23 protein-coding genes are annotated in these 25,271 nt (G+C 42.4%); 1 reads left to right on the top strand and 22 read right to left on the bottom strand.

Translation table 11 applies throughout. The features are described from left to right. Positions 1–38 precede the first annotated feature (38 nt). From QJ048_RS21985 to QJ048_RS21965, 5 genes are all read right to left on the bottom strand, one after another. The gene (locus QJ048_RS21985) at positions 39–881 is read right to left on the bottom strand and encodes an MBL fold metallo-hydrolase (protein ID WP_282336590.1); all 843 of its coding nucleotides are present in this window, start codon (positions 879–881) and stop codon (positions 39–41) included. Between the two features lie 60 nt (positions 882–941). Continuing rightward, entirely contained in the window at positions 942–2,249 is a 1,308-nt protein-coding gene (locus tag QJ048_RS21980) for an MFS transporter (RefSeq protein WP_282336589.1), read from the bottom strand. 149 nt (positions 2,250–2,398) lie between these two features. Further along, positions 2,399–3,193 carry an undecaprenyl-diphosphate phosphatase gene (locus QJ048_RS21975; protein ID WP_282336588.1) on the bottom strand — a complete coding sequence of 265 codons (795 nt, stop codon included), beginning with the start codon at positions 3,191–3,193 and terminating at the stop codon, positions 2,399–2,401. 190 nt (positions 3,194–3,383) lie between these two features. Further along, entirely contained in the window at positions 3,384–3,647 is a 264-nt protein-coding gene (locus tag QJ048_RS21970; protein WP_282336587.1) for a DUF3098 domain-containing protein, read from the bottom strand. Between the two features lie 133 nt (positions 3,648–3,780). Further along, positions 3,781–4,653: a cell division protein FtsX gene (locus QJ048_RS21965; protein WP_282336586.1), complete on the bottom strand. Its 873-nt coding sequence runs from the start codon at positions 4,651–4,653 to the stop codon at positions 3,781–3,783. Between the two features lie 345 nt (positions 4,654–4,998). On the opposite strand from QJ048_RS21965, the gene leuS reads away from it, so the two are divergent. Further along, positions 4,999–7,761 carry a leucine--tRNA ligase gene (leuS, locus tag QJ048_RS21960; protein WP_282336585.1) on the top strand — a complete coding sequence of 921 codons (2,763 nt, stop codon included), beginning with the start codon at positions 4,999–5,001 and terminating at the stop codon, positions 7,759–7,761. A gap of 226 nt (positions 7,762–7,987) precedes the next feature. Here leuS and QJ048_RS21955 read toward each other — a convergent pair whose 3' ends face one another. The 17 genes from QJ048_RS21955 to QJ048_RS21875 all read right to left on the bottom strand — a co-directional run bounded on the left by QJ048_RS21955 (position 7,988) and on the right by QJ048_RS21875 (position 25,014). Beyond that, complete coding sequence (locus QJ048_RS21955; protein ID WP_282336584.1) at positions 7,988–9,622, bottom strand: pyruvate dehydrogenase complex dihydrolipoamide acetyltransferase; 1,635 nt, start codon at positions 9,620–9,622, stop codon at positions 7,988–7,990. A 187-nt stretch (positions 9,623–9,809) separates the two neighbouring features. Next, positions 9,810–10,250, bottom strand: a complete 441-nt coding sequence (locus tag QJ048_RS21950) for a DUF937 domain-containing protein (protein ID WP_282336583.1) — start codon at positions 10,248–10,250, stop codon at positions 9,810–9,812. Between the two features lie 119 nt (positions 10,251–10,369). After that, positions 10,370–10,789 carry an SH3 domain-containing protein gene (locus QJ048_RS21945; protein ID WP_282336582.1) on the bottom strand — a complete coding sequence of 140 codons (420 nt, stop codon included), beginning with the start codon at positions 10,787–10,789 and terminating at the stop codon, positions 10,370–10,372. A gap of 6 nt (positions 10,790–10,795) precedes the next feature. Further along, on the bottom strand, positions 10,796–11,305 hold the full coding sequence (locus tag QJ048_RS21940; protein ID WP_282336581.1) for a BON domain-containing protein: 510 nt from the start codon (positions 11,303–11,305) through the stop codon (positions 10,796–10,798). Positions 11,306–11,548: 243 nt separating this feature from the next. Beyond that, complete coding sequence (locus QJ048_RS21935) at positions 11,549–12,112, bottom strand: hypothetical protein (RefSeq protein WP_282336580.1); 564 nt, start codon at positions 12,110–12,112, stop codon at positions 11,549–11,551. Between the two features lie 152 nt (positions 12,113–12,264). Next, entirely contained in the window at positions 12,265–12,603 is a 339-nt protein-coding gene (locus QJ048_RS21930; RefSeq protein WP_282336579.1) for a DUF7674 family protein, read from the bottom strand. A 408-nt stretch (positions 12,604–13,011) separates the two neighbouring features. Beyond that, a complete protein-coding gene (locus QJ048_RS21925) occupies positions 13,012–13,578 on the bottom strand; it encodes a hypothetical protein (RefSeq protein WP_282336578.1) in 567 nt (188 codons plus the stop codon). Then, entirely contained in the window at positions 13,562–14,914 is a 1,353-nt protein-coding gene (gene nrfD / locus QJ048_RS21920; protein ID WP_282336577.1) for an NrfD/PsrC family molybdoenzyme membrane anchor subunit, read from the bottom strand. Before nrfD ends, QJ048_RS21925 begins: the two co-directional genes overlap by 17 nt. A 71-nt stretch (positions 14,915–14,985) precedes the next feature. Beyond that, positions 14,986–15,942: a 4Fe-4S dicluster domain-containing protein gene (locus QJ048_RS21915; RefSeq protein WP_282336576.1), complete on the bottom strand. Its 957-nt coding sequence runs from the start codon at positions 15,940–15,942 to the stop codon at positions 14,986–14,988. 135 nt (positions 15,943–16,077) lie between these two features. Further along, on the bottom strand, positions 16,078–16,488 hold the full coding sequence (locus QJ048_RS21910; protein ID WP_282336575.1) for a c-type cytochrome: 411 nt from the start codon (positions 16,486–16,488) through the stop codon (positions 16,078–16,080). A gap of 38 nt (positions 16,489–16,526) precedes the next feature. Continuing rightward, positions 16,527–17,483, bottom strand: coding sequence for a DUF5777 family beta-barrel protein (locus QJ048_RS21905; protein ID WP_282336574.1), 957 nt, complete (start codon positions 17,481–17,483; stop codon positions 16,527–16,529). A gap of 23 nt (positions 17,484–17,506) precedes the next feature. Further along, a complete protein-coding gene (locus QJ048_RS21900) occupies positions 17,507–17,887 on the bottom strand; it encodes a cytochrome c (RefSeq protein WP_282336573.1) in 381 nt (126 codons plus the stop codon). Between the two features lie 51 nt (positions 17,888–17,938). Further along, positions 17,939–18,604, bottom strand: a complete 666-nt coding sequence (locus QJ048_RS21895) for a YceI family protein (RefSeq protein WP_282336572.1) — start codon at positions 18,602–18,604, stop codon at positions 17,939–17,941. Between the two features lie 49 nt (positions 18,605–18,653). Then, positions 18,654–18,899: a hypothetical protein gene (locus QJ048_RS21890; protein WP_282336571.1), complete on the bottom strand. Its 246-nt coding sequence runs from the start codon at positions 18,897–18,899 to the stop codon at positions 18,654–18,656. A gap of 451 nt (positions 18,900–19,350) precedes the next feature. Continuing rightward, positions 19,351–22,491, bottom strand: a complete 3,141-nt coding sequence (locus QJ048_RS21885) for an efflux RND transporter permease subunit (protein WP_282336570.1) — start codon at positions 22,489–22,491, stop codon at positions 19,351–19,353. Positions 22,492–22,615: 124 nt separating this feature from the next. Next, the gene (locus tag QJ048_RS21880) at positions 22,616–23,713 is read right to left on the bottom strand and encodes an efflux RND transporter periplasmic adaptor subunit (protein ID WP_282336569.1); all 1,098 of its coding nucleotides are present in this window, start codon (positions 23,711–23,713) and stop codon (positions 22,616–22,618) included. A gap of 20 nt (positions 23,714–23,733) precedes the next feature. After that, entirely contained in the window at positions 23,734–25,014 is a 1,281-nt protein-coding gene (locus QJ048_RS21875) for a TolC family protein (protein WP_282336568.1), read from the bottom strand. Positions 25,015–25,271: the final 257 nt, after the last annotated feature.

Raw genomic sequence — 25,271 nt, 5'->3', positions numbered from 1 at the left:
TCAGCAACCCGTTCATTATTCACTATTCACCGGTCCCGTTACACCTCCGACAGCAGAAACGAGTCACCGGCGCGGATACCTTTCTCCGTTTGCACAAGCGTGCAGCACTCGGTTTTCAGGTCGTGCTCAAAGAAAAGAATGTATTCATTTTGCTGAGCCTCCTGTAAAAAAGCCTTTTTCTCCTGTAAAGTCGTGAGGGGAAACATGTCGTAAGCCATTACATACGGCAAAGGAATGTGGCCGGTAGAAGGCAGAAGATCTGCCATATAAACGATTGTTTTTCCCTTATAAGAAAGCTGCGGCAGCATCATGGCGTCTGTGTGGCCGTTGGCAAAACGGACCTTGATATTGTCGGTAAATGAAGCCAGTACACCGTTATCCTCAATAAATTTCAGTTGACCGCTTTCTTGAATGGGTAGAATATTTTCTTTTAAGAAAGATGCTTTTTCGCGTTCATTGGGTTTCGTTGCCCATTCCCAATGTCTCTCATTGCTCCAGTATATAGCATTTTTGAAAGCCGGAACGAGTTTGTCGCCTTCGCGTACAATGCTGCCGCCGCAATGATCAAAATGAAGATGCGTTAGAAAAACATCGGTAATATCATTTCTGTGGAACCCTTGTCTGGCAAGCGATTTATCTAAAGTGTCGTCACCATTCAGAAAATAGTGCCCCATGAATTTAGCGTCTTGTTTATCGCCAATCCCATTGTCGACCAGAATTAACCTGTTGCCATCCTGAATGAGCAAACAACGCATAGCCCAGTTGCAAAGATTGTTTTCATCTGCGGGATTCAATTTGTTCCAAATGCTCTTTGGTACCACGCCAAACATAGCGCCGCCATCGAGTTTAAAATTACCTGTGTGTATGGAATAGAGTTGCATAGTAAGAAGTTTTGTAGTCGTGAAACGTGAATGCAGGTTGTACGCCCTGAGTCTACCCATTCAAGATTGACGATTCACGTTTGACACTTTCAACGCTGAATATAGCCAAACCAGGCCTATTACAAAGAAAACGATCAATGACAGAACGGAGTTTTTCATACTGCCCGATAACTCCTCAATAAAACCAAAGCTGAACATGCCGATCACGATCGCTATTTTTTCAGTCAAATCGTAATAGCTAAAGTAGGAAGCGGTATCTTTTGTTTGGGGCATTAGTTTTGAATAGGTAGAACGGCTAAGCGATTGAATGCCGCCCATGACAAGGCCAACGGCAATGGCAAGTCCATAAAATCCGTATTCCGGGTCCCCTCCATTTTCTTTGAATTGAGCGGTATAATAAGCTGCCACACAAATGCCAATCCAGAACAGAACCACGCCCATCAAAACCTTTATGTTTCCATAAACTGCGGATAAGCGGCTCATCATAATAGCTCCGGGAATCGCCACCAATTGGATAAGTACAACAGTGATAATAAGTTTTGTATCTGGGAGCCCGAGCAATTTGCTTCCGAATAAAGTAGCCGCTAGCATTACTGTTTGTACGCCCATGCTATAGAAGAAGAACGCACGCAGAAATCTTTTAAGCACCGGCAGTTTCTTTACTTCGCCATACACTTTTTTCACTTCGGTAAAACCATCTGTAAAAATGTTGATCCTCTTTACAGACTCTTTGTTCACTTTAGGTAGCACGGAGAACGTTATCTGTGCAAAGCTGATCCACCAAATACCCACAAGCAAGAAAGTTATCCGGGATGCAAGCGCAGAATTGTCCTTCATTACAACCACCAACGCAAAGCCAATCATCTGAAGTATTACACTACCAATGTAACCCATTGAAAAGCCTTTGGCGCTTACACGGTCCTGATCTTCCGGGGCTGCGATTTCGGGAAGATAAGCGTTGTAAAAAACCAGACTGCCTACATAACCCATGGCTGCAAGCATGAAGCAGATGATTCCCCACCATAAATTGGCGCCTTTAAAAAAGTACAAGCAAGCGCAACCAATAGAACCCATGTAGCAAAAGAACTTCATGAAGTTTATTTTGTTGCCTCTTGTATCTGCAATGGATGTAAGAATGGGGTATAGTAATGCAATGAATAAATAGGCAACTGCCAGCGTGTAATCATACAGAGAAGAGTTTACAAAGGTTCTACCCAGAAAAGGAATATTCTCCGATCCAAAATGGCTTTTGGTTACTGAGGTAAAATAGATAGGGAAGAACGTTGTAGTGATTACAAGATTATAAACGCTGTTGGCCCAATCGTACATGGCCCAACCGTTGATGACTTTTTTTGATGCTGTTTGCATAAATTAAAGTGAGTGGTGAAACAATGCTATTCGGCCAAATATTACCACTAAGGCACTAAGGGCACAAAGCTTCACTAAGAAAACCCGCTTATCGGGAACCCCTTAGTGGGGCTTAGTGTCCTTAGTGTCTTAGTGGTAAAGAACACATCCTAAGACCCAATCACTCCCTTCCATACCAATAACAAAATCACAATGCCCGCCAAAATTCTATAGTAGCCGAACAGTTTGAAACCGTATTTTTTTAAATAGTCTATAAAGAATTTAATCGCAAGCACAGCAACAATAAATGCAATGATATTGCCAGCAGCAAGAAATTTTATTTCCTCGCCGGAAATAGCTCCTTTCTCCTTGTACCAGTCCAGCAAATCCTTTGCAGTAGCAGCAAACATGGTGGGCACCGCAAGAAAGAATGAAAACTCGGCTGCTGCACTGCGTGTCAGTTTTTGCTGCATACCTCCAATAATGGAAGAAGCACTTCTGCTCACACCGGGAATCATCGCCAAACACTGCCAGATGCCTATTACAAATGCTTTTGGATACGTAACGTGCTGCTCGTCCTTAATAACAGGATTTTTAAATGCATTATCGATGAAAAGCAAAACGATACCGCCCACAAGCAGGCTGATGGCAACGGTTACATTGCTTTCCATCAGACTTTTGATCTTATGACTAAACAAAGCTCCGAAAATAAGCGCCGGAATTACGGCAACGATAAGCTTTATGTAAAACTGCCAGCGGGAGAAATCAAAGAATTTTTTCCAGAATAAAACCACTACCGCAAGAATGGCACCCAATTGGATACATACTTCAAAAAGTTTTACGAAGTTATTTGACTCAATTCCCATTAAAGAACTGGTAACAATCATATGGCCGGTTGACGAAACGGGTAAGAATTCGGTAATACCTTCTACGATGGCAAGAATAATAACTTGAATGAAATTCATGTGGGTTGTGTTTATAAAGGCATAAAAATAATCAAGGAAAGGAAAGTAAATAATAATTAATTAGGAATTAGGAATTAAAAATCAGGAATTGAGGTGTTCCAGGTTACGAGACCTGGCAGGTTTTTAAACCGAACCTAAACAAAAAAAGCGACACCTTTCGGTATCGCTTTTCAATATTATATTAAAGATATTAAGCTTTTGGCTTTTTGAATATCGCGAAAACTTCCACTCCAAGACCAATGATGATCAACAATGGAGCAATGGTGATACGGCGTGTGCTGTACACTTCGTTTTGGTTAAATTCTGCTGGATTACTGCTTTTGCCTCCGGCCATCAGCAACATTCCCAAAGCAATGATGGCAACGCCAACCAACATCCACATGAAATTTTCCTTACCTAGTACAAGATTGCTTGAGCTGCTTTTTTTTGCAGTAATTACTTTCTTTTCGCTCATATAGATTAAAAACTTAGGTGCGCAATATAGCAATAATTGAATAAACTGAATAATTGAATAACTGAACGTTTACATTTTATCAAACCTTTAGTATTTCAACCTTCAGTTATTCGATTATTCAATAACTCTGCTATTAATATAAGTCGTCCAGTTTCATCTTCAGGTATTTAATCACGCTACGGTGCGTACTTACCAGCGAAATGAAGATGCCGATTACCAATAAGCCAATGCATAAAATGGAGAACCAGTACGGATCGCGAAGTGCTTTCAGCTCAGGTATTTGTTTTTCCAAGAACACTACCAGGCCAAAAACGCCGATAAAAGCCAGGATAGCGCTCAAGGCACCGTTGACGATGGCGCGGATATCCATCGGTTTCGCGATGAACCATCTTGTCGCACCCACCATTTGCATGGTTTTAATAAGAAAACGGTTGCTGAACATGGCCAAACGGATGGTATTATCAATTAATATAATCACCACGATGGAGAATATGATGGCAATAACAAGAAAACCGAGGCTGATCGGTCTCATGTTCTTCAAAAGGCTGTCCACCAAAGATTGCGGGTATTGAACGTCGCTTACGGAGATGTTTTGCTCAAGATCTTTTTTAATGGTCGCCAGCGTATCGGTATTAACATATTCGCTTCGGAGTTTGAAATCTATGCTTGCAGGCAGAGGATTTGCGTCCAGAACATTTTTCCAGTCTTCGTTGCCGTCCCCAATAAATTTCCTGCGGGCAAGGTCTTTTGTTACATATTCATATTCCTTAACGTAAGGTTTGTTAGCAATATATTGAGTAAGGGTTACACTGTCCTTTGCAGTGATATTTTCGCGCAGGTAAACACGAACCTCTACATTTTCTTTAAAATACTGGCTAAGTTTATTTGCATTGATTGCTATCCAGCCCCAGATGCCAAGAATAAAAAGCACCAGCGATACTCCTAAAATGGACATGAAATAGGAAGGTTTGGATCTTTTTGCGGAACTTTTTCCGGTTTGCGCCATACTGTTGATATTTTTCTGGTTAGTATTACGTTGCTAGACAGGCAAAAGTAAAGGATTTAAATGCTGAATCCGTATTTTTGCCGCCCTAAGTAACGAGTAGGGTTTGCAAAATATTTTTCAAATACATTGATTAAAAATAATTGTCGGCTTTTTTAAGATTTGTTTAAGGATTTCTATTTTACACATCAGCAAATCCCAAACCCTTGAATGGACGGTCTTCTGGAAGCTTAGGCTATTAACTAAACATGAGCCGGAACAACTCAAAACTGTTGGCTTCCGGGGCTTTTACTCAGCCGTTAGCAATATAACAAAACGAATAAACATTTTTCTATAAACTGAAGAATAATGGAATACGATTTCAGACGAATAGAGAAAGACTGGCAGAAGAAATGGATCGATGCCAAAGTCTACAAAGTGAGCAATGATACGACAAAGCCAAAGTATTATGTACTGGACATGTTTCCTTACCCAAGTGGTGCGGGACTGCATGTGGGTCATCCGCTTGGTTATATTGCGAGCGATATTTTCAGCAGATACAAAAGATTAAAAGGCTACAACGTGTTGCACCCAATGGGTTACGACGCATTTGGTTTGCCAGCAGAGCAATACGCTATCGAACACGGCATTCACCCTGCAGTGAGTACGGATCAAAACATTAAAAACTTCCGCAGCCAGCTTGATAACATTGGTTTTTGCTACGATTGGGACAGAGAAGTGAAAACAAGCGATCCCAATTATTACAAATGGACGCAATGGATATTTCTGCAATTGTTTAAAAGCTGGTATAACCGCAAAACACAAAAAGCAGAAAGCATTGATGGTTTAATTAAGGTATTTGAAACAGAAGGCAACGGCAATCACGTTTGCCCTGGCGATAAGACTATTTCTTTTTCAGCGGAAGAATGGAAGTCTTTCGATGAAAAACGCCGCGAAGATATTTTGATGGAATATCGCTTGTCCTTCTGTGGATACGGTGAAGTAAACTGGTGCGAGGCGCTGGGAACCGTGTTGGCAAATGACGAGGTGGTAAATGGCGTGAGTGAGCGAGGTGGTTATCCTGTGGTAAAAAAGAAATTGCGCCAATGGTACCTGCGTATTACGGAATATGCTGACCGCCTGCTAACAGGGCTCGATAAGATCGAGTTCAGCGAAGCGATGAAGGAAATGCAAACCAACTGGATCGGAAAGAGCTATGGTGCTGAGATTAAATTTGATATCAGTGCTTCTTCTGAATCTTTGGTGGTTTACACAACCCGCCCTGACACCATTTTCGGAGTTGACTTTATGGTAATTGCTCCTGAGCATGATTTGATCGAAAAGATTACGTCTGCCGATCAAAAGCAAGCCGTTGAAGAATACGTAACCTACGTTAAAAGCCGTAGCGACAGGGAAAGACAAGCCGAGAAAAAAATCACAGGAGCTTTCACCGGTGCTTATGCAGTGAATCCGTTTAACGGAAAACAAATCCCCATCTGGATTTCAGAATATGTGTTGATCGGTTATGGAACCGGCGCTATCATGGCCGTTCCTTGCGGTGATGAAAGAGATTTCAAATTTGCACAGCATTTTAATATTCCTATCACCAACATTATCGGAAGTCATTTTGATGGATTAGAAGCAAACGCTACGAAAGATGCACTTTTGGAAAACAGCGATTTCCTGAACGGTGTAAAGATGCGTGACGCAATGGACGTCGTGATCACGAAATTAGAAGAAATGGGCATTGGTAAGCGCCAAACCAACTACCGCATGCGCGATGCAGCGTTTAGCCGCCAGCGTTATTGGGGTGAACCTTTCCCGATTGTGTGGAAAGACGGTATTGCGCATCCTTTGCCAGAAAGCGAATTGCCGGTACTACTTCCGGAAATGGACAAAATTAAAAACGGACCAGAAGGTGAGGGGCCATTAGCAAACCTTACCGAATGGAAAAGCTATAACGGTGGTATTCGTGAAGTAAACACGATGCCGGGCTATGCTGGTTCATCATGGTATTTCCTTCGCTACATGGACCCTGAAAATAACCAGGAGTTTTGCAGCAGAAAAGCAAGCGACTACTGGGGACAAGTTGATCTGTATATCGGAGGAACGGAACACGCGGTGGGACATTTGCTGTACAGCCGTATGTGGACAAAAGTATTGTTCGACCTCGGCCTGATTGGTCACGAAGAGCCGTACAAGAAACTGGTGAACCAGGGAATGATACAAGGTTCGTCAAGATTTGTTTATCGTGTTCACGGCACAAGCAAGTTTGTTTCTCACGGCTTGAAAGAACAATATTCAGTAGATGCGATCCACGTAGATGTAAACTTTGTGGATGGTCTTGAGTTGGATACAGAAGCTTTCAAAGAGTGGAAAAATGGAGAATTTGGCGATGCTGAATTTATTTTGGAAGGCGATAAATATATCTGCGGCGTTGAGGTGGAGAAAATGAGTAAATCAAAATTCAATACCGTTAACCCGGATTATCTTGTTGATAAATACGGTGCCGATACTTTCCGCATGTATGAAATGTTCCTCGGTCCGGTGGAAATGAGCAAGCCGTGGGATACGAAAGGTATTGAAGGTGTACACAGATTTTTGAGAAAATTCTGGCGCCTGTTTGCCGACGAAGATAAAGGACTAATCGTTACCAACGACACACCCACAGACGCAGAGTGGAAAGTGCTGTACAAAGCCGCTAAGAAAATTGAAGAGGACACAGAAAAGTTCTCTTTCAATACGGCAGTAAGTACATTCATGATCGCCGTAAATGAGTTAGGTGATTTGAAATGCCACAAGAAAGCGATACTGGAAAAATTGCTGATAGCGTTAACGCCGTATGCTCCGCATATTGCAGAAGAATTGTGGCACATGATCGGTAATGAAGGTTATATTCTGGATGCGGCGTATCCGCCGATTGAAAATAAATACCTGGTTGAAACCGCGAAGGCATATCCTGTTGCAATCAACGGTAAAACGAGAACTGAATTAACCATTGCACTTGATGCCACGCAGCAACAAGTAGAAGAAATGGTAATGGCCGATGACATCGTAAAAAAATGGCTCGAAGGCAAAGCGCCCAAGAAAGTGATCTATGTGAAAAACAAAATGATCAACGTGGTGATGTAGGAAGTGTTTCACGCAAAGGCGCGAAGGAGCAAAGACGCAAAAGGTTATTAAGTATAAAAGAGAGACTGTAGTTGATGCAGCCTCTCTTTCTTTTTTAGGGTAAGGAAGCTTCAAAAGCTGATCAAAGAAAAAGGGTATTCTGCTTTTAAACAGAATACCCTTACTTATCTTAAGAGATCTTTGCGTCTTTGCTCCTTGGTGCCTTTGCGTGAAATAAGCCTGAAACTTAAACCAGCATTCTCAAAGGCTCTTCCAGGAAGCTTTTCAGCGTTTGCAGGAAAGCTGCGCCGGTTGCGCCGTCCACTACACGGTGGTCGCAACTCAAAGTAACCTTCATGATGTTTCCTGGTTTTACAACACCGTCTTTTACTACAGGCACCTGGCTGATACCGCCTACTGCAAGAATACAAGCATCAGGAGGGTTGATGATCGCTGTGAATTCATCTACACCAAACATACCTAAGTTAGAAATAGTGAATGTGCTTCCTTCCCAATCTGAAGGTTGCAATTTTTTAGCTTTTGCACGAGCCGCGAAGTCTTTCACTTCCGCACCTATCTGCGTTAGAGATTTAGTATCTGCAAAACGCACCACTGGTACTAACAAACCTTCGTCAACTGCAACGGCAACGCCAATGTTCACGTGATGATTCACCCGAATTTTATCACCTAGCCAGCTGCTGTTGATAGCAGGGTGTTGTTTCAGTGCAATAGCACAAGCTTTTAATACAAGGTCGTTGAAAGAGATTTTTACAGCCGCTTTCTCATTGATCTTCGTACGTGCAGCGATAGCGTTGTCCATATCGATCGCCATTGTTACGTAGAAGTGGGGAGCAGTGAACAAGCTTTCTCCAAGGCGTTTCGCAATTACTTTACGCATTTGAGAAACCGGTACTTCATCGAAGCTTACTTGTCCTGCCGGAGCGGAAGCCGCAGCTGGTGCGCTTTTCGCAGCAGGAGCCGCTTGTTGTGCAGCAGGTTTGTAGCTGTCAACATCTGCTTTTATAATACGTCCGCCATCGCCACTTCCCGGAACTTGTGAAATATCGATACCTTTTTCCTCTGCTACTTTTTTAGCAAGCGGAGAAGCTTTTACTCTTCCGTTGTCAGAAGAAGATTGTGCCGGAGCAGCCTGTGCAGCAGGAGCCGCTTGTTGAGCAGGAGCAGCCGCTGGTTGAGAAGCACCCGCAGATGCAGTGCCTCCACCTTTTGCAGAAGCAACAATTTTATCAACATCTACTTTTCCTTCTTCACCAATGATACACAGCAAAGCGTTCACCGGAACTTTGTCGCCTTTTTGTGCACCTATATATAATAACTTACCATTCTTGTAGCTTTCCAGCTCCATGGTAGCTTTATCTGTTTCGATTTCAGCAAGCAGGTCGCCTTTTTTAACGTCGTCGCCTACTTTTTTGTGCCACTCAGCGATCACACCCTCAGTCATGGTGTCGCTAAGGCGAGGCATCAAAATAACCTCTTCAACTTTGGAAAGATCAACTGACCCGCCAGTTGCAGGAGCAGCTTGGGGAGCCTGCTCTTGTTTAGGAGCTTCTTCTTTTTTCTCAGCTGCAGGTGCTGCAGCCGGAGCACCGCCTTGTTTATTTAGAATTCCGGAAATATCTTCACCAGGAGCGCCGATGATGGCTAACAAATCATTCACCTGCAATTTTCCACCGTTCTGTACGCCAATATGTAATAAGGTACCGTCTTTATAGCTTTCCAGCTCCATTGTGGCCTTATCTGTTTCTACTTCAGCTAACAGATCACCCTTCTTCACAGTATCGCCTACCTTTTTATGCCATGCAGCAATTACCCCTTCTGTCATGGTATCACTCAAGCGGGGCATTAATATCTCTTCTGCCATAGATTATGATTGTTGATTTGAGGGTTCGAAATTAGGGCAAAATGAGGAAAAATCAGCAAAATAGCTTGAGGATCACCCAATAACTCCGTACTACCCCGGTTAACGCATTTTATTTTCAGCGATTTCAACAAAAAACCGGTTTTCAATCAAACCGGTTTATGAGAAATATCAGTCGTAGATGAAATTTTTACAAACCAAATTTGCCGAGCAGGCTCGATAAGCCGCCGCCACCACCGCCGGTAAATGCGCCGATGATGTTCTGGAAGTTGAAGCTTTGATCGTTGGGATCATTTGTTTTGTGAATGAATTTTGCCATTACCATTGGAATGATAGCAGCAGCAATGCTTTGTGCCTGCGTTCCGCTGATGCCAAATTTTGAAGTAATGGATTCAACAAAATTGTTCGAAATTCCTTGCACCGCGGGGTGATCTGCGGAAATGCCGCTTTGCGATTGGAACAACTGCATAATGCCTTCTGCATTTCCCTGGCCATAGCTCTGCAGCCCGTTGGTAATTGAACTTACAGCTTCGTTCATCACATCTTGGTTGTGCTCATTGGGAATAGCGCTATTGTCAACAACGGCCTCCTGGCTGTGTTGCTGAACCAGTTGTAATAATTCTTCTAACATAAAATTTGTTTTAATGAAAATGAGTTAAAAAGAAGTTTTGAGTAATAAGTTTTGAGTTATCAATTTATGAAATTCGGTGCCCTAAAACTCATAACTTATAACTCAAAACTCATAACTCGCTATGCAGGCTGCAAGTACTGCGCATATGCATAACCTTCAGCTCCGCCATCTGTTCTGATAAGATACCACTGGTCGCTTGTCTTATTTACTAATGTTACGATCTCATTGTGTCCGGCTTTGCCTACAATAGGCTGGTCTGTGCCGGGGCCTTTGCGAATATTCAGGTTGCTGCTTTCTGTAACCACTTTCAATTTGCCTCCATCTGCAGCACTGCCGACATTTACATTTAAAACAAGATCGCCGGCACGAAAATCCGGATCTATTTTATTGTAAATGTTCCAAAGGTTGTCTTTAGCGCTACCGCTTGGTGCATCACCGTCAACGTATAAAACACCATCCTGCTCTCTTACCTGCAGGTTAGACACACCCGAAGAACTTGCTGTATCGATCAGCTCTTTGTATTTATCCTGTAGTGCCATGATATTTTATTTTATGGTTAATTTGTTTTCAACTTTTTTCGGTTTCAGAGCCTGAACCTTTTGCATGAGTTTAGGAAGGTCTGCTCTTTTGATTTCTCCTGTCAAGGTTACCACGCCATCTTTTACAGAAGCCATAACACCTGCATTATCTTTAATAGCATCAGTTACCATCTTGCTTAAGTTGTCATCTGCAGAAATAGTAACAGGAGCAGCAGGAGGCAATGGCGGAGGCGGAGGCGCAACAGTTACATTGCTGACCACTTGTTTTACACCTTTTATGCCTTTCACAACATTCTCGCTGCTTACTTTGCATGCATCGTCTTTGCACTCACCGCTAATAGTAGCAACTCCGTCTTTTACACTCACCTGGAGCGCAGAAGTTGTAGGATCGCCAGCGAGCGCGGTAGCTGCAGCAGATTGGACATCTGCATCTTTAGGACCACAGGAAGCAACGCTTAAAGAAATGATCACTGCTGTTCCGAGAACAGCAAGGTTTTTTAGCCAGTTTTTTTTCATATTCATGATGTTTAATTCTAATAATGAGCAAGTTATCATTGTTGTTGTCTCCACATCATTACTATCAAAAAATGAACCCTTTGTCGTAGTAATTGAGTTTATAGCAGCTACATAAAATAAAATGCTTCATGTGTGTATGCATTTTGTGTGCCATTGCAGGCAAGGACAATAAAACAACCATTCAGACTAAAAGGTTTGTTGTTTTTTTAAGAAATTTGAGGGTTAAAAAGTAGTGTGATGCGGCTAAAATGCGTAAGCGACCTTTAATACCCAAATACCGTAACCTCCCTTCATTAAACTATTGGCTTCGGGCACTCCATAGCTGGGTAGCGTGTTGATTAACCGAAGGCCAACCTCAATGCCTCTTTGTTTTGCAATATCAAACTTGTAACCAACGGAAGGAGCCAGCGAAAGATGAGTGCCAGTGTTACTGCTTGCCTGGATCATTGCACCGATTTCAGCGCCGAGAAACAGTTTGTTCCAGCAATAAAATCTTAAACCTGCAAACAGAGGAACGTTGCCATAGCTGTTTATGGTTGTGTCGTGCGCAAAACTTGAATAGTTAACATAGGTATAAGGGCCGGAAAAATGGATATAGCCTGCGCTCGCAGTGCAGGAAATTTTTTTTGAAAAAAGACGTTCGGTTTGAATTTCAAAACCAAAGCCTGTAGCATTGTTGTTTTCTGTGTTTGAGAAATAAGCGGGCCTCGAAAGCAGTGCACCAACTGAATAACTGGTCTTCTTCGATTGCGCAAATGAAAAAACAAATGTGAGGGAGGTCATCAATAACAACAGCGACTTTTTCATTAATGGGCTTTTGTAGTTGACCGGGCTAAAAGAATAGTCGTTGCATGGGGAATGTTGTCAGTTGATGGTTGTTAGTTGTTAGGCTTTAAATGCAGAAACTACAATTTAGTAATATCGCACTGAAAGTCTAACAACTAATAGTCGGCAACTTCCTAGTCTCTGCTGAAACCCTGCATTACATAAAGCTGGTACAGCCCAACAGGAATATAAATCTGTAACAATCTTGCTTCTGCGCAATTGCGATTGATGGCCTGCTTAAGTGCGGGAATATAAACACGTTCAATGAGTGTTTTTAATTCGTCGTCTCCATTAGCATATAACTCGTGGGCAACGCTCATGCATTTTTTAATCCGGGAAATATCACAATCCTGTGCAGATTGTCGAGTGTAGGTAGCAAAGGCAACCATGGCATCTTCAATGCCATTTTCAGATGTAGTGATTTTGGGGATGCTTTTCAATAATAAGCCGTTTGCCTCTTTACTTGTAATCATAGTCGGTGCTCTTTCTTCTGTTTTTTTTAAAAAGTTTAACCAGTAAACACAATCGTTAGCGTTTTTTCCAGGTTGATGTTCTACCAGTATTTGGAAAAAAAGTTGTTTAATAAATTTACTGAAGTTTCATGTTTTAGACAAAAGTTTTTTGAAAATCCAAATTTTTTGAGCAGAATTTCCGGTAGATGGTTTTCAAAAAACTGATGCGGATCATATCTTGGTCGTATTGGGCGAAGAGGCTGGTAACAGAAGTATGATGGCTGTTGAATAACTGAATGACTGAATAACTGAATACTGAGTAACTGAATGACTGATGTTCAAATTCAAAGATGACTGTCAAACAGAAACATTCAGTTATTCCGTTTATTGAAATCAGTGCAACTCAGTCTAATCAGCGTCATCTGTGTGCTATGCTTTTCCCAAACGATTTATTTTTCCCAGTTGTAGCACCATGTAAAGAATAATTCCCCACACAAGCGCCACTAATGATACAACTGTTACAACGAGCGTTAGGGGAGCATTTTCGGCGGTTCCCCAAAGCGTTCTTTGATCAAATCTGTCTTTTACAGTTGTCGGCACGCCCCAGTTGGTGGATTTTGATGCCAGGAGTTCTCCGGTTTGGTCGTTCTCATCGACCTTGGCGAGCACTGTTACATTGCCTTGCTGATCACCGGGCATGTCAGTTGGAAAGTCTGCCACTGCTTCGCCATTATCGTCGGTTGTTACGGCATCACCCAAAGGAAGTGAGCCGAAACTTTTTTTAATTAAAAAAACTACATCAACGCCTTTTAGAGGTGTATGATTTTTTGTAACAACGGCCTTGGCTTGTTTAACGCTGTCCTGTTCGCCGAAGGTGAGTGTAATTTGCGCTTCTGCATTTGTGCTATCCTGTGCAGACAGACGTTGCGCGGAAAACACAAAAAGACTGCAGCACAGTACTAAACCGCGGATGATATTATTAGGCTTGAGCTTCATACAAATTCGTTTGTTCATCAATTTGAGGTGTTTGCTGCTCTTCGGTCATTTCCCAGATTGAAATGATAGGGAACAGTCTTACAAAAAAAGTAATAACCAACAGCGCTCCGGCCAGCGATGCCGCTGTAATGGCCCACTCTTCCCATGTTGGCATATAAGTGTGCCATGATGCAGGAACGTTCTGGATGGGAATGAAAGGGTGAAGAAGCGTAGGCACAACAATGAGGAAGCGCTTGAACCATGCACCGACCACCACCATGAGGGAAACGATAAATACCGGAAGCGGCGCTCGCCCTTTTTTAAACAGCATAACGACAATGGGAACTATCATGCCGAATATCTGCACGCTCCAAAACAATGGCGCATAGTGACCGGTGAACAAAGATTTCAAATGTTCACCATCTACCGTTTTCATTTTATAACCCGGTACCAAATATTCGTTGATGTTGAAATAGAGATAAACCAGTGACAACAGCACCAATAGCTTTGCCATGTTATCAAAGTGTTTGGTGGTGATGTATTTTTTTAAGTTGTAATGATTTCTCAAAACATATGTAACGGCAATTACGCCTCCGCAACCTGCCTGGAACGCACCGGCCACAAAATAAGGTCCGAAGTTGGAGCTGTCCCAACCGGCCCTGTAGGTCGTTGCAAACAACCATGAAGTAACGGTGTGAATGCCTAACGCAAGAGGAACAACAAGCACTGCAAGCACATTGATACATTTGTGTATGAGAGCGTATTGTTGGGCAGTACCTCTCCAGTTCAAGGCGAAGAAAGTGTAAAACCATTTTTTGAACTTTGAAGACTCGGGAGTCAGGTCGCGACAAATAGCAATGTCAGGAAGTAATGGAATGTAAAGCAATAAAGAGCTTACAACAAGATAAGTGGTTATAACAATTACATCCCAAAGGATAGGCGATTGAATTCTTCCATATGCAAACAAATGCCAGAATCTTTCAGGTCTTCCCATGTCCACAATGATGATGATAGCAGCAAAAAATATAGCAGCAACCGCAATTATTTCTGAGATACGCACAAGCGGTGTGCGCCATTTTACATTTGTGAGTTTGAGAATGGCACTCACGAGCGAACCAACGAGGCTTATGGCAACAAAAAAAACGAAGTTGGATATGTATATTCCCCATGAAGTAAAATCGCGCATATCGGTTACAACAAGGCCCTTTTGCAATTGCCGGATGTAGGCAAAGAAGCCTATCACGACTATTACCAGCAGGAAGCCTACCCATAACTTTCCCGAGGCGTTGAATTTTTTCGGCATCAAATCCGTGAGCAGTTGATTCGATTTATCCAACTTTATTTTTACAGGTTCCATTTGTAATTAATAATTAATAATTAACAATTAATACGTGCAGCATTTGTTACCGGTTCGATTATTCAAACCGTTTAATGACCTGATTCATGGCTGGTTTGTCCGTCTGTCTCATTTTGTCCTTCAACATCTTTAAATGGGAATTGTCTGTTTACCGGAGGCAAATAATAAACTCTTGGCTTGGTTCCCAGGTCTTCGAGGTATCTGTAACCAGACTTATCTTTTAATAACTGACTTAGTCGAACTGTCTCGTCGCCGTTGCTTACCACGTCTTCCACTTCATCGCCAAAATAGAATACACCATTGGGGCAAGCCTGCACACAATCCGGTAATTCATTCTTAGCAGTATTGGTCGGGCAGAAATCACATTTCTCTACTGTACCCGTTACGTGCGTGCTGCATGCGGCGTGTGGCTTTATTTCATTCATCTGTGTAATGTTCAACTGGTACTCGGTATCCCAGTTAAAAACCCTTGCGGAATATGGACAGGCTACCATGCAGAACCGGCAACCAATACAGCGTTCGTTATCGATGGCCACAATGCCATCCGTCAATTTAAAAGTGGCGCCCACAGGGCACACTTTTACGCACGGCGGATTGTCGCAGTGAAAGCATGGCGTAGGCATCCAGTAAGGCGCAGCCTTATCTGAATCCTGCATTTTGTTGATCTTGATGTAGCTGCGATTGTCCGGCAGATAGTGCATCTTTGAACAGGCACTCTTACACTTGCCTGCATTCCTGCACCTGGACAGATCAATCACCATTACAAACTTTTTACCGGGCACACCCTCTCGCACATTGTGATTGGAGAGAAGTGAGTCCGGTATCGCAGGATTGATCATTGAAGAATCCACTTCCACTATTTTGCCATCAGGGGAAAGCAGTTTCACCGTATCGCCTGTTTTGGATTTTGTATCCTTGCACGCCGTTTCCGTTAGCCCCAGCCCTGTCGCGACAGCGGCAGTGGCCACAAAACCTTTTCGCAGGAAATCTCTACGCGAATCATTCAAATCGTTATTTTTTGAATCCATAGAGCTATGTTTTGAAAGTTGAAAATTGAAGTTTGAAAATAGAATTGAAAATTGAAAATGATTGTCCTGTAATCTTAATTGGTCTGTTCGACCGCCAGTAACGCTCATTTTCAACTTTCAACTTTCAATTTTCAACTATTTTTTAAAAGTGCGTATGTAGTTTACCAGACTCCATATTTCATCTTCGTCAGAAATTTTCTTTTTAAACGCAGGCATATCGTCTCTTCCTTCGCTTATTTTATAATACAGTGCTCCATCTGATTGACTTTGCGTTGCAGCAGTTGAAAAATCTCCTGGATGTGTGGTTAATTTCGCTGCTTTTGATCCATCGCCCTTACCCATTTTACCATGGCATGAAGCGCAGTTCTTTGCCCATGAAGCCTTACCTGTATTGATAGAGGCAGCATCAGCTTTAATAGGGTTGGCCATCTTAGCGTTTTTGTCAGGAACGGGCCATGGTTTCGGTTGCTGTTTTGAAAAAGTAAAACTTACAGCTACGATAAAAGTTGTCATCAGTAAAAGGACACTCAGTGTTTTTGTTTTCATAATCTTGTTTTGAGGTGTATTGATAAAGAATATTGTTTCTACCAGTTCCAAAGCCTTGTCATGTTAAACCCAATCAGCCACTGCCCATCTTTATAATCATTGTTGTTATAGTAATTGTTCCGGGATGGTGTTATGTAACGATAGTTGCCCACAATTACCTGGAATGTGTGACCTGTTGTATTGATTTCAAGTCCTGCCGAGAGATTTGGATTTGGGTTGTTTGTCAAATGCTTTGTGATTGGCTGGTCATAGTTTAGTAACAGGTTAAGCGTGTTATTCAATTTTACTTTTCCTGAAAAAGCTATTGCAAAATGGTCGTGTTTCATTTCCTTGCCGAGCACGCTCTTGCCATCCGCTGTTGTATCTCCCCCATAATAACCTTGTACAACGTTCACGTGTGTGAGGCTGGGCGCCACCTGTATGGAAAATCTATCACCGAACTTTCTGGCGATAAGTATTTGGTTAAAGAACATCAGGCGATCACTGCCATGGGGGTAAAGACCACCGGTAGGATCTGATCGTGTATCGACAGCCATATTGCCGTAGTAGGTTACACTCACTGGAATTTTATCATCTTTCGTTTGCTTAAGCCCCGCATATTTTACATATCCTTCCCAGGTTAGGTTGTACTCCGTTAAGGAAATTCCGACCATCAAATCTTCTCTTGGCACATAGTCAGCTCCTATGCGGATATTGATGCCACCAAAAAGACCAAACAAGCTTTGGTAGCCACCATCGATAGTACCGAAGCGGTGCATGAAATCAAGTTGGAATGACCCTTTCGTGGGCACCATTACAGACTGGTTATCCAGCAGCCAGATGTTTTCAAATGTATTTGGCACCGGCTTGCTTTTTTTAGGTGCTGCGGAAGCTGTTGCTTCTTCTTTAACTGCAGTTGAGTCTTGCGCATTCAAAAAATTCAGGCATCCCAGCAAGCAAAACAATACTAAAGCCGCTTTATGTGATCTATGATATAGTGTTGTGTGTGCTTTCATTTGTGCGTTTTTTTAGGATGTAGTTAGTTATTAGGAGCGCCTATTTTGATCCAGTCCAGCACCATTTGAATCTGAACCTGTGGCAGCTTGCCTGTTGGAGGCATTAAGCCGTTATTAATTTCTTTATACAAAATACTTTCTGTGGGAATGGTTGTATTTACAAAGCCTCCCGACAGAAGCGCATTGTAAGACTTATCTGCTGTTAAGATTGGATTATGTCCACCATCGCCATGGCACCCGGTTGTGGCGCAACTGGTATTAAAAATCGGCTGAAGGTCGTTACTGAAGCTTACATTTTGTGGCGGTGCGTTAGGATCGGGCGGAGTGATAACATCGTAGTAACAGCCTGTTGTCAATGCCATTATTAACATTGCCATCACCCAATATATTTTTCTGACTTTCATAATTGATATTTTGCGTTAGTCATTAAATGGTGTTTAACATGTTTTGCAGCGTCAGAACTTAATTGCCGCATTACAGATAATGTCTACGTTATCGCCAATACTGGATGATACAATGCCGAAATCAGAAATGGCCAGAATGGAAAAATCCAAGCTGAATCCGTAGGTGTCCTGTGTTCCCTGCTCAGCTTTTCCATCGTAGCTTAGCTTGGCAGTAATTTCTTTGGTCACACCGTGAAATTTAAAATCGGCAGTTACGATGTAGCCTTTATCTGTTGTGCTGAACACTACTTTCTTGCTGGTGATTACAGCTTTATTACTATCTACATCACCAGCTCCGGGAGCAGTACCAAATGTTCCAAGTAAACAACCGCCGTCTCTTCCCGGTTCGCTCGTGTTTACAGAGTTCAGCCATACATCAGCCGTGAAGTAGATGCTGTCTGGCTTTTCTTCCCAGAATTTGAACCGGGTAATGTGGAACGTATTGAAACGTCCGGTTAGGGCTGAAACCGAACCAAGGTACTTGGTTGACCAGTTAACGTTGGAGTGAGCTTTGTCAAAGCCCGCTGCGTTGTCAACGTGCTGTTCGCCACGTGTGATAGGGCCACCGCTACCGCCACTTGGTACAATGTCATCCTTATGTGTACAGGAAATAACGTAAAAAAGCAAGGTTAATATAAGCGTAACGCTTATTGCAGAGATTTTTAGTTTCAGATTCATGACGGTTAATTTGGAATTGAAGAATTTTAGTTAAACTCTTTGCAGCAGGTCATTTTTTATGTGCATCATTCATCCAGTCGAAAACTTCTTTTTCCGTGGCTTTTTTGGCGACGGTACTTTGGTCAATCACAGATTTTTTTACCATTACCAATTTGCCGTCCGGCATCAGCATTGGTACTAGCGAAGTGTCTTCCGACGTTAGATGATGCAACAGTGGAGTGCCGACACCAAGTGTGGTGCCCGCGACGATGACCGACTTAATAAACTTTCGTCGATTGTTTTTTGAAGTAGGCATATGATTAAATTGCTTATTGACTATTTGATCCGCGTCACATGGACGTGGACGTGAAAATTCCCTAAAATCAAGGGGCTCCGGCTTGGGGCATGCTAATCAGTTTTTGGAATTCTTCTCTAGAACTTGCCCGATTTAAGGTGCAAGTTGAGTGTAGAAGTTTTACGTAAGGTATCGATTGCGGTGTGAGTCTGCTCCTGGAATGATTCTTCTTTTTTTGTCCGTACAACTGCTCGCGTTCCGTTTTTTGACAAATAAAAAAGGTATTCCCTGTGGTTCTATGACTGTTTTATGACCGTTCCTAGAATAAGACAACCTAGGTACGTAATTTGTTTGCAGTGGTGAAAAAAAAATTTTGACCGAATCGGCTCATTTGTAAAAATGGCTCCGCAAAAAAAAGAGCCACCTCAAAATGAGGCAGCTCTTTTTTGTTTTTAGCGAGTGGTTTTATTTTTTACTTCCTGCTGATTAATCCCGCTTTTCTAAGGAGTCTTCTAATTTGGCTTCTATGCATGAATTTGAATACCAATGCATAAATGATAGGAAGGATTAGCAACGTAAGTAGTGTAGAGGTGATTAAACCACCGATTACCACGATTGCCAATGGCTTTTGCGTTTCCGAACCGATACCTGTAGAAACCGCTGCCGGCAGCAAACCAATCATCGCCATCAACGCCGTCATTACTACCGGACGCACACGCGAGTGAACGCCTTCGAGAATGGCTTCGTTTAAATGCATTCCACCTTCGAGGTTTTTCCGGAACACGGATATCATGATTACACCGTTTTGGATACAGACACCAAACAAGGCGATGAATCCAATACCTGCGGAAATACTGAAGTTGATGCCGGTAACATGCAATGCAAGAATACCACCGATCAAGGCAAACGGTACGTTCATTAACGTTAGTATCGCATCTTTGGAATTGCCAAAAGTTACAAACAAGATCAGGAATATAACCAGTAAACAAATCGGAACTACGCGAGCCAGTGTTTTAGTGGCGCGTTGCTGGTTTTCGAACTCACCGTTCCATGACATTTTATAACCGTCAGGCAGTTGAGTTGCCGCGTTTACTTTTTGCTGCGCCTCTGCAATGGTGCTTCCAAGGTCACGGCCACGAACAGAGAACTTCACTGTGATATAGCGCATGTTGTTGTCGCGGTAAATAAATGCCGGACCAGTTAAAGTTCTGATGCTGGAAATTTCCTTCAGCGGAACTTTGGCGCCGTCAGTTGCAGGCACCATCAGGTTTTCGACTGCTTCGCGTGTTGCACGATAGTCTTTTTGATAACGAACACGCACATCAAATTTTCTTTCACCTTCAAATAATTCAGTCGCTGCTTTACCGCCAATCGCCATTTCAATTACAGCATTTGCATCTGCCGTAGAAACACCGTAGAATGCCATTTTCTGTTGGTCCAATTCTATACGGAACTCAGGCTGACCAAGGTTCCTGATTACTCCCAAGTCTTCAACGCCCTGCACGCCTTTCAAAATATTCATGACATGGGTGGCGCTTGTATCAAGCACATTGAAGTCCTGGCCAAAGATCTTCACCACCAACGCGGCAGGCACGCCGGCAACAGCTTCTGCCACGTTATCGCGAATTGGCTGTGAATAGTTGAACACAATGCCCGGAAACTTTTGCAGTTTGGCATCCATTTGATCAACGATCTCATCAGTGGAGAGTTTATCTGTTCTTTCTTTTTTAGGTGTAAGATCAACGGCGATCTGTACATTGAAGAATCCTTTTGGATCGGTACCATCATTTGTACGGCCCACCTGAGTCAAAGTATTTTTAACGTCAGGGAAAGTTTGGATCACTTTATTCATTTCCGCAGCTATACTGTCCGCTTCGTTCAATGACACGCTTCGCGGTAACTCTGCAGATACCCAAAGAGCACCTTCATCCAACTGTGGTAAGAACTCGGAACCTAAAAACTTAAAGGAGAAGAAGGACAAGAACATTATGATGAATGCGATGATCACACTCATCTTTTGATTGGCATACAATTTCTTCAGACCCTTTAGTGTAATGCTTTCAAAGAAGATCACGATCGGGTTGTGTTTTTCTCGCACATTTTTTTTCAGCAAAATACTAGCTAACGCGGGCACCAACGTAAGTGTAAGTATCAATGCTCCCAATAAGGCAAAACCTAATGTGTAAGCGAGTGGAGAGAACATTTTACCTTCTACTTTCTGGAACGCGAAGATTGGGATCAAACAGGTGATGATGATCAACTTAGAGAAGAAGATGGATTTACCCATTTCAGCACCGGTATTCTTGAACAGGCCAAGCTTAGCGAGTTTGTTGAACTTCTCCATGCCTACTTCATGTGCCCGCTTGTCGAGTGCCACAAACAAGCCTTCCACCATTACGACGGCTCCATCTATGATAATACCAAAGTCAATCGCTCCCATCGAAAGCAGGTTGGCGTTCATGCCTTTGATACGCATACAAATAAATGCAAACAAGAGCGACAGCGGAATGATGACACTCACTATCACCGTTGTGCGCCAGTCTGCCATGAAAAGAAATACGATCACTGTTACCAGAACGATACCTTCAATAAGGTTGTGAATAACCGTTTCCTGTGCAAAATCCATCAGCGTGGTACGATCGTAGAAAGGAACGATCTTCACATCTTTTGGCAAAATGGTTTTGTTGAGTTCCGTTATTTTTTCGTGTACGCGATCTAAAACCTCACTTGGGTTTTCTCCCTTGCGCATTACCACAATACCTTCTATCTGGTTACGTTTGTTATTCAGCGCAACAGTTCCCAGGCGGGGTTTACCGGCTTCCATAACATTGGCAACATTCTTTACCAGCAACGGCACACCGTTTATTTTCGTGATAATAATGTTTTCAATTTCATCAATGTTATTAAGCAAACCAATACCACGCACTATATACGCCTGGCCATTTCTTTCAATTACATCGCCACCTACGTTTACGTTGCTTTTTGAAACGGCCTCGTATACATCAAGTGAGCTTAAGTTGTATTTGATCAGCAACTCAGGGTTCACACTTACTTCAAATATCTTTTCTTCACCACCAAAACTGTTTACATCGGCAACACCCGACACTGATTTGAACTGGCGATCAAGTACCCAATCCTGCAAAGCTGTAAGCTCATGCACAGATTTGGTAGCGCTTTGCAAAGTGTAGCGGTAAATTTCACCTGTTGGCCCGTAAGGCGGTTGTACTTCGGGTTGTATATTATCAGGAAGATCGGCGTTAATAATACGGCTCATTACCTGCTGCCGTGCAAACGCATCGTCTACTCCATCATCAAATATCAGTGTGATATAACTAAGACCAAATGAAGAGTTGGTACGGAGATTCGCTTTCTTTTGTACAGAGTTCAACACTGTTTCGAGAGGAATGGTGATAAACTTTTCTACCTCCTCCGCACTTCTTCCCGGCCATTGTGTAATAATAACGATCTGTGTATTGGTAACATCCGGAAATGTTTCAATAGGGGTTTCTTTATAACTCCAGATCCCTATTGCCACAAGCACTACTGTCATAAAGAAAACGAAGTAGCGGTGGCGCAGTGAAAAATGGATAATACTTTTTATGAACTTATTCATGCTAATGATTGAATAACTGAATTATTGAATTGAGTTAAGTAAAAAATCAAAAGTCAAAAATCAAAAATCAAAAAATGATGAGTGTGCAGTTTTTACTTTTGAATTTTTACTTTTGAATTTATCACTATTGCTGCGACAGCGCTCTAAAGAACAGTACCTGATTCTTCGAGATTACTTTATCTCCAAGCTGTACGCCTTCTTTAATAAATGCCGGACCGCCTTCCGTTGCTTTAATCACTTTTACTTCGTGGAGCTTCAGATCGCACTGACCTTTGTATGTAACAACGTAGCTTTTGCCATCGTCGCTTACCAATGCAGAAGCAGGAATGCTCATCGCTCTTCTTCCTTCTTTATTTTCTATCAGTACGTTGGCGAACATTTCAGGTTTTAGAGCTAGTCCTTTGTTAGGCAAATCAATTCTTACTTTCATTACTTTGGTTTGTGGATCAAGTATTTGATTGATCATATCTACTTTACCTACAAACACAGAATCAGGATAAGCAAGTGTGGTTACTTTAGCAGTGTAACCTTCTTTTATACGTGAGATGTCCGACTCATACACGTTTGCAATTACCCAAACATCAGTTATGTCACCAATGGTGAACATGTTTTCAGTATTGTCAGCTCTTATAAAGCTTCCCGGATTGATTTTTCTTTCCAGTAAATAACCGCTTCTTGGAGCAATGATGGTGAAGTTTCCGTTTTTATCGGTGCGGCCGCTACCATTGATGCGCAGCGTTTCCCTGATCTTTGTTTCGACAGAAGTTGCTTTTTGCAAATTTTGTTTTGCTTCTTCAAATTCACGCTGGCTGCTAATGCCGTTGTTGTACAAAGCTTCAGCGTTTTCGTATTGTCTTTTAGCAATCGCAACATCAGATTCTGCTGCTACAAGGTCGCTGTAGTTCCCCGCGATCTCAGCACTTTTAATTACTGCCAATACTTGCCCTTGTTTGATTCTGTCGCCGAGATTTACTTTTACTTCAGCCACCTGGCCACTGCTGAAGGGATATAGTTTCACTACTTTACTTTCATTAAAACTGATCTCTCCTGAAAGCTTAAGCTGGTCATCGATGTTAGACATTTTTACAGAGTCTATGCTGATCATGGGCAACATAGAATCGCTTACACATACCTGTTTTGACACGGGGTCCGGTTGTTTCTTTTCTTTACAAGCAAATAAGAATATCGGGAATCCCAAAGTCGCTATTATTAATTTGTTCATATTATCGGGTTGAAGAGTACTTATTGAATGATGTTTTTGCCCACTGTGTAATTTAATTCCGCTATTGCGTTGCGTAAATTAAGTTCCTGCTCCATGCGGTTTGATTTTGTTTCCTTGTAAGAATCGAAGAAATCGATAAACTCGATCAGGCTCACCTGTCTTTCTTTATAGCTTTTGATCATGTTTTGCAGCAAATTGTCGTATGGCTGATCAAGTACGCCGATGCTCTTGCCTACAATTTTTTGAGAGATGAGCCACTTGTTATAGGCGCCTTGTACTTCCTGCTCAATTTGTGATTGGTATTGGGTTACCTGCACCTGTGCCTGCTGAATGCTTTTTTGCGCAGCAGTAATATTTCCTTTGTTGCGGTTTAAGATTGGTAAAGGAAGGCCAACGCCCAAACCCCAGTAATTGAATTGATAGCTGGAAGCATGGTCGTACTCAACACCAACCGTTACATCAGGTGCTACCAATGCTTTTTGGTATGCAAGATTGTGTTGTTGGCTGAGGACGTTTGTTTGTGTTAGCAAATAATCAGGTCTTGTAGCGCGGGCAGTATCGAGCAGATTTACAAGCGGCACAGGAGTGCCAAATTCAGCATTCATCTGCGGCATATCTACTACGATCGTAGAGTCTCCGCTCATTTGCAACAATACACGTAAGTCTCTTTGTACATCCGCCATTTGCGTTTCTAGCGACGCCTGGTCTGTTTGCAGGGAATACAGTAAAGCTTTTACACGGATATTTTCTTTTTGCGAAATGTTACCCGCTTTATACTCGGCATCCATGGCGTTAACCATTTGCTCAAGAGAAGTCAGCTCTTCCTGGTATAATTGAAAAGTAGACTGCTGCTGATACAATGTGTTCATGCTGGTGTGCAAAACAAAACTCAGGTTGCGCAACAGGTCATTAAATTGTTGTTCAGCTGAAAGAACCTGGTCGTTCGCAAGATGTATAAGCTTGTTTCTTTTGCCGGCAGTAAGAATAACCTGTTGTAATTGTACATCAAGCTGGCCGCCGTGCCCCAGATTGTCCTCTTTCACCAGCCCTTGCCTGATCGTCTTCAGATCGAGATTCTGCGCAACCGTTAGTGTTGGATTTTGCCAATACTTCGCCTGTTGTACAAGTGCTTTGTTGATGTCAACGTTGTACTTCTGTGCAATAAGTGAAAGGTTCCGCGTAACAAATATTTTCTCCGCATCGGGTAGGGAAAGATGTATGCTGTCAGGTTTATTCTGCGCCCTCAGAAAAGAGGTGGCAAAACATAGGATAAACAGCAAACTGTACGAGTGCTTCTGCATATATAAATAATACTGGTTTACAAAATGAGTGCAAAGATGTTTTCGTATTTAGTTAAGCCGCGATTAACATCTGTTAACCGCTGGTTAACTAACGAATTGACAATTATTTGATCTGATTTGTTTAACATTTCCGGATCAAAATGGCATGAAGGCTCGTTAGAGTGGTAAGCGAGAGGTCTGGTGTCGTCAATCGGGAATGGTGAATGTTGCACCAAGATTATGTGCGAACGTGTAGCAAGGTGACGCATTCACGATTG

The organism is Pinibacter soli (genome assembly GCF_029961145.1).
Classification (GTDB): Bacteria; Bacteroidota; Bacteroidia; order Chitinophagales; family Chitinophagaceae; genus Pinibacter; species Pinibacter soli.
This window is presented reverse-complemented; position numbering and strand designations above follow the sequence as displayed.